Origin of the sequence: Cellvibrio fibrivorans, assembly GCF_031457055.1 — a bacterium.
Taxonomy (GTDB): Bacteria; Pseudomonadota; Gammaproteobacteria; order Pseudomonadales; family Cellvibrionaceae; genus Cellvibrio; species Cellvibrio fibrivorans.
Map to the genome: position 1 here is coordinate 192,916 of NZ_JAVDVX010000002.1, position 12,175 is coordinate 205,090.

The 12,175-nt window shown below is 47.0% G+C and carries 12 protein-coding genes and 1 pseudogene; 4 read left to right on the top strand and 9 right to left on the bottom strand.

Translation table 11 applies throughout. The features are described from left to right. Positions 1 to 35: 35 nt before the first annotated feature. Both J2X05_RS05720 and J2X05_RS21150 read right to left on the bottom strand, forming a co-directional pair. Positions 36 to 1,103: a pilin gene (locus J2X05_RS05720; protein WP_310069901.1), complete on the bottom strand. Its 1,068-nt coding sequence runs from the start codon at positions 1,101 to 1,103 to the stop codon at positions 36 to 38. A 12-nt stretch (positions 1,104 to 1,115) separates the two neighbouring features. After that, positions 1,116 to 1,307: pseudogene (locus J2X05_RS21150) on the bottom strand (DUF4124 domain-containing protein); the annotation flags it as partial. Between the two features lie 119 nt (positions 1,308 to 1,426). Between J2X05_RS21150 and J2X05_RS05725 the strand changes: the two are divergent. Both J2X05_RS05725 and J2X05_RS05730 read left to right on the top strand, forming a co-directional pair. Beyond that, positions 1,427 to 1,870 (top strand): hypothetical protein, encoded by a 444-nt coding sequence (locus J2X05_RS05725; protein WP_310069904.1) that lies wholly within the window; start codon positions 1,427 to 1,429, stop codon positions 1,868 to 1,870. Further along, on the top strand, positions 1,867 to 2,556 hold the full coding sequence (locus J2X05_RS05730) for an HTTM domain-containing protein (protein WP_310069907.1): 690 nt from the start codon (positions 1,867 to 1,869) through the stop codon (positions 2,554 to 2,556). Before J2X05_RS05725 ends, J2X05_RS05730 begins: the two co-directional genes overlap by 4 nt. Before the next feature lie 47 nt (positions 2,557 to 2,603). Here the strand turns inward: J2X05_RS05730 and J2X05_RS05735 are convergent, their stop codons facing one another. Next, complete coding sequence (locus J2X05_RS05735) at positions 2,604 to 3,686, bottom strand: Gfo/Idh/MocA family protein (RefSeq protein WP_310069910.1); 1,083 nt, start codon at positions 3,684 to 3,686, stop codon at positions 2,604 to 2,606. A 222-nt stretch (positions 3,687 to 3,908) separates the two neighbouring features. Between J2X05_RS05735 and J2X05_RS05740 the strand changes: the two genes are divergently transcribed. Continuing rightward, entirely contained in the window at positions 3,909 to 4,502 is a 594-nt protein-coding gene (locus tag J2X05_RS05740) for a cache domain-containing protein (protein WP_310069913.1), read from the top strand. 81 nt (positions 4,503 to 4,583) lie between these two features. Next, positions 4,584 to 6,017, top strand: a complete 1,434-nt coding sequence (locus J2X05_RS05745; protein WP_310069917.1) for an RsmB/NOP family class I SAM-dependent RNA methyltransferase — start codon at positions 4,584 to 4,586, stop codon at positions 6,015 to 6,017. Here J2X05_RS05745 and J2X05_RS05750 read toward each other — a convergent pair. From J2X05_RS05750 to J2X05_RS05775, 6 genes are all read right to left on the bottom strand, one after another. Beyond that, on the bottom strand, positions 5,983 to 6,483 hold the full coding sequence (locus J2X05_RS05750) for a hypothetical protein (protein ID WP_310069920.1): 501 nt from the start codon (positions 6,481 to 6,483) through the stop codon (positions 5,983 to 5,985). The two genes, J2X05_RS05745 and J2X05_RS05750, sit on opposite strands and share 35 nt — an antisense overlap. 192 nt (positions 6,484 to 6,675) lie before the next feature. Then, positions 6,676 to 7,110 (bottom strand): hypothetical protein, encoded by a 435-nt coding sequence (locus J2X05_RS05755; RefSeq protein ID WP_310069922.1) that lies wholly within the window; start codon positions 7,108 to 7,110, stop codon positions 6,676 to 6,678. 34 nt (positions 7,111 to 7,144) lie between these two features. Further along, a complete protein-coding gene (locus J2X05_RS05760; RefSeq protein ID WP_310069925.1) occupies positions 7,145 to 7,510 on the bottom strand; it encodes a hypothetical protein in 366 nt (121 codons plus the stop codon). Between the two features lie 219 nt (positions 7,511 to 7,729). After that, positions 7,730 to 8,635 carry an AraC family transcriptional regulator gene (locus tag J2X05_RS05765; RefSeq protein ID WP_310069928.1) on the bottom strand — a complete coding sequence of 302 codons (906 nt, stop codon included), beginning with the start codon at positions 8,633 to 8,635 and terminating at the stop codon, positions 7,730 to 7,732. A 133-nt stretch (positions 8,636 to 8,768) separates the two neighbouring features. Next, on the bottom strand, positions 8,769 to 11,177 hold the full coding sequence (locus J2X05_RS05770; RefSeq protein ID WP_310069932.1) for a bifunctional serine/threonine-protein kinase/formylglycine-generating enzyme family protein: 2,409 nt from the start codon (positions 11,175 to 11,177) through the stop codon (positions 8,769 to 8,771). Between the two features lie 85 nt (positions 11,178 to 11,262). Beyond that, positions 11,263 to 12,129: a PP2C family protein-serine/threonine phosphatase gene (locus J2X05_RS05775; RefSeq protein WP_310069934.1), complete on the bottom strand. Its 867-nt coding sequence runs from the start codon at positions 12,127 to 12,129 to the stop codon at positions 11,263 to 11,265. Between the last annotated feature and the right edge of the window lie 46 nt (positions 12,130 to 12,175).

The following is a 12,175-nucleotide window of genomic DNA, read 5'->3' on the forward strand; positions in this document are numbered from 1 at the left end:
GCTCAATAAATTGAACCCAATATCTAAAATGAGTTTTATTGCCCTTGGCAGTCGCCTACCCAAAATGCCTTATCAAGAGAGGTGCGGCAGTCCCAGTCGATAGATTGTCCGCTCATAATAGGTTTCGGTATTAGCTGGAGTACCTCATTTTCTCCAAAAGTCGAATTTGCCAAGCGTAAATGTAGTACCCCGCCCAAGCGTAGTTCGGCGCTGTCGATTAGATCCTTTTGTTGCAGTTCGCTAGCGTTTAGATTGATGTCAGCAAAACTATTTGGCCATTTTCCAGTATCTGCATAGTACTGCACTATGCTAATACGGACAGGATTCACCAAGGATAGCGCTTCAGCTACTCTAGACTTTTTAACGGAATTGAGTTGGAATTTTTCAGTGAGACGACTCAGTAACCCACTGGTTTCGGTTGGCTCGGTCGGCTTTGATTCGGGAATATTGATTTTTTGAATTTTGGATTTTGGTGTAAGTAACTCAGCAAATTTTTGATTGGCAATTAAATTGTTAATAGCTTGCTCATAGGCGGCAGTAGTCAATCGAGAAATATTGCCTTGATAACCATCCACTTCATTGGCCGAACCCTCAGTAATGATGTTGAGCAGCACCACATCGTCGGTAGAGTTGCTAATGGTGAAACGCGTTTGCAGCCATACATTCGCTTTTTCAAAGTTATAGCCGCTAATTTTATCCAAATTCCCGGAAATGGTTGCTTTCTGCAGTCGTTGCGTGCAGGCATTAATACGCATATCGATTATCTCAATCTGCAGCTTGAGCGGGGGATTTCCTTCTTCATCTAATGAGCGTGTGGGGTTGTTGAGTGCATAGAGCGCGTTTTGAGTACGAAAGTTATATTGTTCAAATATGCGGCCTTCATCGCGATAAAGATCGTCTGACTCAGGAAGGCTTTTTTTATAGCGTTTTATATACTCGGCGTAGCTTACAGCGGTGGGTGAAACACAATCTCCACCAAAATAAAAATAAGCAAAATTGTCAGGGGTGCGTAAAGATGTTAATTGTTCAAGTGCTAATTCACTTCTCAATAAATATAGTGAGGGGCGTGTATTGTTGTAGCGTTTAGCGGAAAGTGTATCCACTGGTTTTGCAGCCGGCATAGTGCCTAAGTTGAGGTTTTGGGCTTGGGCAGAATCGGCAATTTTTTTATCTGAATAGTGCACTTTACCTTGTGCATCCGTCCATTTATAAATTTCGGCGAAAACCGGTGTAGTAAAAAGCAATCCGAATGTCCCCAATAGTAGAGTGGTATAACGGGCCGGGTGCTTGGTTAATATCGAACTCATGTTGTTCCTTTTTTAGGTTATGACCTGATCTCAGGTTAATTGTTGTGCACACAAAAAATGAGCTCTTGCAAATCTAGGTGCAAACATTCAGAAATGCAATATTATCTGGGAAAATCTCCATGTTTTTAAAACTATTCCTCCCCATATTGTTCCCCTCCTGGCGTTTCTTCAGCAGCATTGGTCCTTCGCCGCGTATTGAAGTGGGATTTGTGGCGGATCGAAACTCCGAACCGCATATGTGGTTGCCGTTCCGTCCTCTGCCTAAAAGAATCAATTTCACTCTTGGTCTACAGCAATTATTTCACAATCCATTGTGGAATGAGCGTTTGTATATCAATACCTGCGCGGAACATTTGTTCGAAGGTTATTCAGAGTTTCGTGAACGGGAAATTGGCCAGCGATTGGTAGCTGCTGCTTTAAATCAGGAGATGGTTGTCGGTAGTGAATTTTACTATTTGGTGTTTCGTATTCGCGCGCTTGAGTCCGAAGCAGGGCAGGTGCGTGATGAAGTTGTGTTTGTTTCCAGACCGTTTGCGTTGCGGAATGTGGGTGACGGGCAATGACGCTTGAGCTTGCTGTTCGGTTCGCTGAGATTATTTTAGGCTTTGCAATTTTCCAGCAAAGCCTGGAATTTATACGAGGACAACAATCAGAAAAAACGCTGGGATTTATTCGCATAGTGCTGGCGATTTTATTGATGTTGGGCTTTCAACCATTGCTGGTTGAATCCGCATTGTTGGTGACAGCGATAATGTTAATCCAGCGTTTTCAGGGTCCCTACAATGGTGGCAGCGATACTATGACTATGTTGGTGCTGCTATGTTTATGGCTATCGCATCTGGCGCCTTCACGCTATTGGCAGGAAATTGCATTGGGATATTTGACCGTGCAATTAATCCTCTCTTATTTTCAATCCGGTTGGGTGAAAGTAGTTAATCCGGAATGGCGCAGCGGCCGAGCGTTGCAGCAGGTGTTTGCGTTGAGTGCTTATCCCGTGAGTGAAAGTGTGCGCTTGTGGGCGCGGCGGCCGCAGGTGTTGCTGGCTATGTCCTGGTCGGTGATGATATTTGAGTTGCTGTTCCCTTTGGCCTTGTTTAATCAAACATTGTTAATAGTTGCTCTCGGAATTGCGGCGCTATTTCATTTGGCCAATGCGTGTTTGTTTGGGTTGAATCGTTTTTTCTGGATTTGGCCGGCAGCGTTTCCGGTGATTATGTGGTTTCAGTCGCGGTTGATGAGCGTGTTTTAATTGGGAGGTATACTCCCAAGTGGAGCTTGGGAGCGAGGATTTAAATATTACAACGTAATTCGCTTGCCTTCTTTTGCCGCTTTAAAAATAGCTTCCAGAATGACGATATCTTTCATGCCTTCTTCGCCGGGAACAATAAGCGGTGATTTATTTAAAATCGCGAGTGCATCATTATCCATTTGTCGTGCTTGTTGGTTGGCGGGGGATGGTGCGAGTTGAATACCATCGCTGGTTTTACCCTGTACTCCCGAATAGGATTGGAAAGGATTTAGTTCATACCAACCTTTTTCACAATCGGCGCGTAGTAAATTCATCGATCGTGCATAACTTGTTGCGCATCGCGCGCGTGAGCCGCTTGCGAACTCCAGTTCAAATTCAGTGGTCTCATCAACATTTTTATAAAGCTCACGCGTGCTCTCCATTTTTGCGGTTACGGCGATAGGTTCTTCGCCAGCGGTATAACGCGCGGCATTCAGTGGATAGACGCCCATATCATACATAGCGCCGCCGCCGAGTTTTGGATCGGCGCGCCAGCTATATCCTGCATTGCCGCTGTTGTAGCCCGCTTCAGCGATAATCGTTTGGATTTTTCCATAAGGTTTTTCTTTGGCGAATTGCATGATGCGCTGCGTATTAGGTTCGTGCTGCATGCGATAGCCAATTGTCAATTGCACTTTGTTTTTTTTACATACATCAATCATCGCTTGGCATTCATTTGCATTCATCGCCATGGGCTTTTCGCACCACACATGTTTGCCCGCATTAGCTGCAATTTCCGTAAATTTTTTGTGCGTGCCGGTGGGCGTGACAACATAAACAACATCAATATCCGGGTTGTTGGCCAATTCATACATATTGCTGTAGTTGTAGATGTTGTAATCCTTTAGTCCATATTGTTTTTGCCACACGGGAATTTTTTCCGGTGAGCCAGTCACTATGCCGGCAAGATAACAATGTTGCGTGAGTTGCAATGCCGGGGCGAGCAGGTCGCGGCTGTAATATCCAAGCCCCACAAGTGCAACACCTACACGTTTGTTCGGTGCAGAACTGGCAAATAATGGCGCTGCATGGGCGGCGACACCGAGCGCGGCTAGCGCTTTGAGCAGTTCGCGGCGGTTGAGTTGAGCCATTGAGGTGTCTCCAGACAAGTTTATCTATCTAGTTGTAAGCCCCATCACCTCATCGCGCAAACGGCTAAACAAAAAATTACCCTACGTTAAAAAATCTAAAAATATCAATGGGGTACTTATCCTGCTTTGCGTTAACTTGACATGGGTTGTTTATCCTCTTTACTTAAAAGGCGATTGTGGCGCATAAGTTACCCGAGCCTATTTGAAATAGGGGATTAAAACGTGAGATTAGATAAAAGTTTGCTTAAAACGACGTTATTTATTCTTGGTGCTTGTTGCTCGGTGCATCAGGCGTGGGCAGTTGCAGCTGAAGAGGTACCCAACTCCTTGAATGCCCGCCTCGCTGAAATTGAAAAGTTGGGCGAGAACCCGGTGATTGTGGCGGCGGTTGAGGCGCGCAATTCACGTGGAATGTCGATGGATGACATAAAAAAACGCGATGCTGAATGGATGGCGAATAAAGAGGGAATCGACGAAGGTATGCGTGAAATTATGGAGAACGATGCAGCCAAGGCGCTGCGGACTATCGAAAAATCCGAACCTTATTATGTTGAAATGTTTGTGGTGGACAATCAGGGTGCAAATGTCGCCATGACTAACAAAACCTCGGATTTCTGGCAGGGCGACGAAGAGAAATTTACCGAAACCTTCAAGGGCGGGCAGGGTGAGGTATTTATTGCTGCGCCCGAGTTTGATGACAGCGCCAATGCCTACCTGATCCAGGTGTCGGTACCGGTCAAATCCAGTGGCAGAACCATTGGTGCCCTGACCATTGGGGTCAATCTGGATATTCTGGCCGATGCGGCCGAGCGTTAAGCTGCATCGGCACCCCTATCACTGGTAGAATGCGCCACTTTTTGGGTCTTCCTGATCCCGATCCCAATTGTGGCGCCTCTTATGCAATCTCCATCCTCCAGCTCCAAACAAACCGCTTCCGCCGCCCAGTATGAAGATTCCCGCTTGGTTCCGCTCTGGCGCGCGTGGTTAGAGGTGGCGGGCAGCATGCCGCTGGATAAGTGGCTAAAAAATACCGTGCGCCAATATGCTCATTCCGGGCCGACCTCCATGCCTGAGTATGATGAGGTCAAAAAGCACAATAAATTCAAAACCCCCAAAACCTTTGCCCCTAATGCCGAACCGGAAGCGGTCGAAAGTGCATCACTGAGCCTTGCAATGTTTTCTGCGCTGCGCTTTCAGCAATTAGCGACGGCGCTGGAGTTTGCCTACCGCAATCAGGAAACGGCGATTGATTGGTTACAGTGGGACTTGGAGTGGCAGCATCGGGATGTCCAGGCCATAGTGCCAGTGTCATTTTGGTACTGGGTTCAGTTGCGTGTGAATGGCGATCAACCGAAAAAAAATCAGGCGCAATTGCGCGACGCAGAAGATCGACGCAAATTTTTTAACCAGTTCGCTGCGCAGGCAACGCCCGAGAATTTTCACATCTATTTATTGTGGTATGGCTTGCGTCCGCAGTGGGCAGATTTATTAAGCGCACGCAAAACTGTGAGCAATTGGGATGATAAAACCCTGCAACATTTTATCCAGCAGCAAGTCACTACGCCGCCGCTCTGGTTGCGTGTGCAAAAGAATGCGGATGTGGTTGATGTGTGCGAGAGCTTGCAGCGCCAAGGTGTAAAAGCACAACTCGATGATCAACAGCGGTTATCGGCACGCGGTGGTTTGGGTGTTCATTCAACGGATGAATACAAAACTGGTGCAGTTGAAATTCAAGATATCGCCAGTCAACAGATTGCATTAACGGTCGCTGCAAAACCTGGCCAAAAAGTCTGGGATGCTTGCGCTGGTGCCGGTGGTAAAACGCTCGCGATCGCCGCGCATATGAATAACAAAGGTGCATTGGTTGCAACCGATTTGCATGAATACAAATTGGATGAATTAAAACGCCGTGTGAAACGCGCGGATATTTTTAATGTGCGCGCTTTTACCTGGACAGGTTTGGAGCCGCTGCGTTTGCCGAAAGAAATTGCACAGCAACGCGGGTTTGATTGGGTGTTGATTGATGCACCTTGCAGTTCCGCTGGAACCTGGCGCCGCAACCCGGATGCCCGCTGGCGTTTTGATGCCAATGACACCAATGAATTAATTCAGTTGCAGCAACAACTGCTCACCAATGCCGCACCTGCGGTAAGGGCAGGTGGGCATTTAGTGTATGCTACATGCAGTTGGCAAGTAAGTGAAAACGAAGAGCAAATTGAATGGTTTGTGCAACAGCATCCAGAATTTAGCATCCAATCCCAACGCATTTTAGGTGTGCCGGAATTGGATTCGGATACTATGTTTGTTGCGGTGTTGGTAAACAATTCTTAAGCCAGCAGCGCTTGCTTACATCTCGGTTGTGACGACAATTGAGCCAAAGAAAATGTAGTGTGCAGATTATTGGCGCATTGAGTATGACTATTACCCATAATCCGCTCAATGTGAACTGCACTGTGACATCTTGCCAAATGTCGCTAAACATAAAGTTGAGGATAATATTGGCAATCATGCCAGTAATAATCGAGACATAAATAATGGCTTTTAGTTGCCGGGGATTTGCGTCTCCATTCTGAGTTTGCAGAAGGTGGATTAGCAATGTGATAGCACCAGCTAATCCAATACCACCGGCGATTATCCACAGTAAGAATAAAAAGCCAGCCAGATTGTCCTCAATATTATTAAAGAGATCAAATAGCCAGTAAAATGCAAAAAAGCATCCGGTTCCCCACAATAATGCGATGCAACTGAAGCAGGCGATAAACTCAATAACGAGCATGGGTTTGATGATTTTTTTCATGATCTATTTCCTATTAGTGACAAGGTAACTCAATGTGGGCCGGTCTTTTACCGGTGCTGTAATACTCTTCACAGAATTCGATTATTTGTTCTCGTGGCGATTTTTGCTGGTAGAATTCTTTGCATACACTGAGCAATAAAATTGCAATGAGTGTTAGCGAAAAACGTTTTATCCAAATTGAATTCATCACTATTACTCCTGCAGTCCCCGCATTTTGATATGGGTAAACACCAACACCATTCCTCCTAGTAACAGCAGCGTAATTCCCAAACGCATACTCACAAATAACATCGCTTCTTCAATGTATTCAGGGCCTGATCCCCAGCTCAGGCTTAGCAGTGCTGTGCCCATAATGAGGAGCTCGGCGGTGCGGGTATGTGCCTGTAAACCCGCGGGTCCGTTAGGGCATTCATCTGCAGGTAAGCTGGATTCCAATAATTGTTTACAGGTAAGACGTACGGCGAGCCATGAGAGTGCTAAATAAATCCAACTGGATAACCAGTGAGGCAAACCCTCAAAAACATCGATAAATTGCGGTGCAGCCAGCGCAAGAATGGCAGGAACCAGTAAGCCGACTAACAACAGGCCAATGGGTAAACGTAAACAGGCAGAATTAAATAAGGACATGGTGTGCTCCAATCGGAAATAGGTTGTGGTGAAATTATTGTTCTTCGGTGACCTGAACATCTGGCTTCCAATTGGCCAGTACGTACAACAAAATCATATGCATCGCGCCGAGCATGAGAGTGACCAGTCCAAGATTGCGGGTGAGAAAATAAAGCTGACCATTCAGTTCGCCATTCGCCATGGCCGATGTACCCAGGTTCAGTACCAGTAAGATGTAGCCAATGTTGATCAGGTAGTAGCCGATAAGTAGCAGGTTGTTAATGGCCAGCGCCAAGGGTTTATTGCCCACCAATTGATTGGTGAGAAAAATCACTCCATTTTGGTTGAGCAGTTTGCCGATGTGGATGGTGATCAGCAGGCTAATGGCAAGGTAAAAACAGTAGATGGCAAGATTCAGCATAAAAAGCTCCTGTTGTGTGGTGAGTACTGGCTGCGGTTACAGCGCACAACAGGGATTTTGTCGATCCGGGAGAGGTGGGGCTTCCGTTTTTATCGTTTTGTAATAAGTATTTATGCTGTCGTTATTTTCTTATAAAAAACAATGGCTTATAAAACTCCAGAATGATCATTTTGGAGTGAATGGAGAGATTGAAATACCGTTTAAAGGAATTGATGAGGGTTAAGTGTCTGCGATCCCCATGCGTTTGCGAAATTGGCCCGGCGTTTCACCGGTCAGTTCACGGAATGCAGAGTAAAAGTTTGACTGGGTGCTGAACCCTACTGCTAGCCCAATCGATAGCACCGATGCCTTGGGTTCATTAACTAACTGCTGCTTGGCTTCATTGACCCGATGTTCGCGAATCAAGCGGGAAAAACTTTGACCGAAGTGAGTATTAATAAGCTCAGAGGTTTGGTGACTGCTTAACGCGAGATTGTCGGCGAGGGTAGATAAGTTCAGGTTTTCATTGCGATAGATTTTTTGCTCAAGCAGCAGTTGTTTTAGCTGGCTCACCAATGCGGCGCAATCGGTGTTTTTGAGTGTGGATGCTGCATAGCTGGCGGCGACGGCATCGCAGGTTTTTTGAGTGATATCAGGAAAACGCAGTTGTAGGTAGAGCATCGCCAGTAGAGCCAGCCCGATTAGATTGCTATAGGCAATTACAAACCAGAACTCGCCCACCCAAGGCGCCAGCAGGCCAATTAATAAAATAAATAGCGCTATGGCTGCAAATGCAGCAAAGGTTACGAACTCGAGTGAGAAATGCTGACGCTGACCACGCAGTTTGAAAATGATCAGACACAACCAAAGCGCGTAACCGCAGCCGATACTAAATGCAATGGGAATACCGATTACACCGCTTAGCCAGGGACTGATTATTAATGGGATAAAATGCAATAGTAATAATGGATGATTGCGTGTATTGAATTGCAGGAGTTCACGACTAAACAGGTAAAACGACGGAGCGGCAAGAAACAATATTGCCAAGTATGCAGCGTTATTGAAAATGGACTCATCCAGAGCAATCCATTGCCAGTGATGCCATTGCAATAGCGCAAGTGCAATTAACATTGAAGTGCATGCCATTTTAGAGAGCCAGGTTTTTTCAAATGCCTTAAACACTGACCAGTAAACCAGCCACAAAAGCACAAGGCACACAAACGAAAAACCGATCATCCATTGGCTGAGAACCGTTAGCATAACGTTTAGCTGCTCATATCTATTTCAGTTCCATCACTACACGGAACCCTAAATGCACATCAAAAATTTCAGTGCGGTGATAATCGCGAATGTGATTAGCAAGACGCTCGGCGTTGTCTTTTGCCGAGCCACCGCGCACCACATGTGAATCACAGCTTTTTACTAACATTGCCTGTCCATTTTTCGGGTGCAGTGTGTAGTTGTCGGTAAAACAATCTTCCACCCATTCAGCGACATTGCCAGCGGTGTCGTAAATACCAAAACCATTAGCAGGGTAGCTGCCCACTGGTGCTGTTTTCGCGCCGAATAAACCGGAAAATTTGCTGTTGCAGCCGCGGCGGCAATTAGCGCGGCCGCTGGCTTCTTTCACATCATTGCCCCACCAGAATAATGAGTTGGTATCGGCGCGGGCGACATATTCCCATTCGGACTCGGTTGGTAGGCGATACTTTTTGCCAGTAGTTTCACTCAGCCAGCGCACGTAGGCGCTCGCATCGTCAAAGCTCACATTGATCACCGGGCGATTGCCGCGTCCCCAGCGATTATCGCTCGGTAATGCGCGATTGGTTGCCTGCGCGAACATATCATAATCGTCAAAAGTGATTTCGTATTTGCTCATCGCAAAAGGTTTACTGATGGTGACTTTATGCACGGGCATTGTTAGCGGGTCATCTTTATTCCCCATAAAAAAAGTGCCGGTGGGGATGCTGATCATCTCCGGGCCGTCGCTTTTTATGGAGGTAATTACCTGACTGCTAATTTCATCTCCCGGTGCAATGCTCTCGGTTAATGAAAATGTAGGGGTGAGATCCTGGTCGACAATATCAATCCAGGTGCGTTGTGTATCGTAACCCGTTTGGCTGACTTCTATGTGATAACTCCCGGCAGGTAACAGGATGCCCGGTTGATAGCGGTCAGGAATATTTAATATACGCACACGCGCTTGTGCAGGTGAGGTTTTTACGGTGAGTGCATAGGTGATAAGTGGTGAGCTGCTGGACGAACCACCGCTAATGATTGCATCGCTGCTGCTGGCTGACGCAGTTGTGGCCATATCAATGGGGGCCAGTGTTGCCTCACTGGTAGTTGTCAGCGTCGCAGTGGTATTCGCGGCGGCATCCTGTGTTACTGCATTTACTGTTTGGGTACTACTGGATTGCGCACTACTTGATACGATTGCTGTATTGAGCGCCGGGTTTAATGGCGTTGCGGTGGGCAATTCAATAAAAAAATCGGCAGTGGCCAGTGCCAGTTTCCCAGTAAAAGAAGCGTTTGCGTTAGCGTTAGTCGTTTTGGCATACCAAATACTAAAGCCACACCAACCAATTATCATAATGCTTGCCGCTGTGCCCAGTTTTGCAAAGGCTGCATTTTTTTGGCTAAAGGCTTTATGGATTTGGGTTTCAATTTCTGCCCGCACTGTCAGTGCGGGTGTGTGTTGTTCATTAAAAAAAATTTCAGTGATTTTGGTAGAGGGGCGCTGATAAAAGCCCCTGCTCGGATTCCAACGCAAGGCACGAATTTTATTCCAGCGCCAACGCACGGCATTGTAGGTTGCCGATATAAGTGCGCGCGCCAAATTCATCACCGTAAGATCAGCCGGGTGGGTTACCGTTGTACTGGGCGCGCGGTAATTTTTTTCCAAATCCTCGATTGCAACAATTAAATCACGCCCGCGCTGAAAGCGCTGCTCCGGGTCTTTGGCTAATAATTTTTCCAGAATTTTCTGGTAAGCCAAATATTGCATGGGCAATTTGGGGATGGGTGCGCTGATATGTTTGAGGGCGATGGTAACGGCTTCATCACCTTGGTAGGGAAGCGTGCCGGTGAGCATTTCATAAAAGACGATGCCCAAACTGTAGAGGTCAGAGCGACCATCAACGCTATTGCCTTTAGTTTGTTCTGGGCTCATATAGTGCGGCGTGCCGACGACTGTACCTACATGGGTCATGCGCGAATTGGCGGCCAGGCCGCGTGCTACACCAAAGTCTGACAGCACTGCAGAATTATCGGCGCGGAATAAAACATTTTCCGGTTTGATATCGCGGTGGATATAACCTTTCTCGTGTGCGTGATCAAGTGCGCTCGCAATTTCACGCGTTATACGTAGCACTTCTTCACCGCTTAACCCTGTGCTCATTTTGTCGTGTACTGAGCCGTTGGGCAGGTAATCCATGGCGATGTAATTTAAATCTTCATGGCGGCCGATATCGTAAATCGCCACAATGTTAGGATGAGACAATTGCCCTACAATAGTGGCTTCGCGTTGGAAACGTTCACTAAAAGCGGGGTCACTATTGAGTTGCGGGTTCATTACTTTTAACGCGACAACACGCCCCACGCTGATTTGGATCGCGAGGTAAACTGTGGACATCCCACCCTGGTTAATTTTTCTTATCACCCGATAGCCGGGAATATGCATTGCCATAACAAATCAGTATCTGTATAAAATTTTTAGTGTAATTTTTGCTGCTGTGCGATGTTGTTAGAAATCGTACAGGTGTCGGAAATTGTTAAAAATGTACTACATAAACTAATAGCCCTAATAGTGATGCCAGTGCTGTGCCGAAAATCCAGGCATCGGTACCGGGTTTACCGGTGAGATAGGGCACCCATTGCCACAAACCCTTGCGCGCGAAATTATCGCGTAAGGGCGATTCAATAATTTGTAAGGTGATGTTGTCGCGCCCACCGCTGGTCAGTGCGGCGTGTAGCAATTGATCCACTGCCGCTAAACAATCCTGTGACTCACATAAAATTTGCGCGATGGTTTTATCGCTGACTTCATCAGTCAGTCCATCACTACACAATAAAATCCACTGATCTTTTTGCCACTCGTGTTCGACAACATCGACCCTGACCTGCGCCAACTCCTGCATCCCCAAACATTGGGTAATGATATTTTTTTCCGGATGGAATTCGGCGTCTTCCGGACGAATCACGCCGGTCTCTACCAACATCTGCACATAAGAGTGATCGACACTCAATTGCTCCAAGCGTCCGCCCTCGCGCGTGGGGGTCCACAAATAGGCGCGGCTATCTCCGACCCAGGCCACCTGATATTTTTCGGAATTACTTTTTAGTGCAACCACTGTTGAGCCCATACCGGGCGCGCCTATCCCTCGTGCCGCCGAAGTGAGGATGCTGGAATGGGCGTGTTGGATGGAATCGAGGAGAGAGATGTTAGGGTTGTCTTGGGTTTCGCGTTCAATGGTATCGCGCACGATGGCGCTAGCGACTTCGCCAGCTTCGTGACCACCCATGCCGTCGGCGACTAGCCATAGCCCGTGTTCAGGCCGACTGAGGAAACAGTCTTCGTTGTTGTCGCGCAGTAATCCCGGGTGGGAAGCGGCGCTATATTCCAGCGGGCTGATGGTCATAAGTGTCGGCAGGTATCAATGCAGCTTATTGTAGAAATTGTTGTGC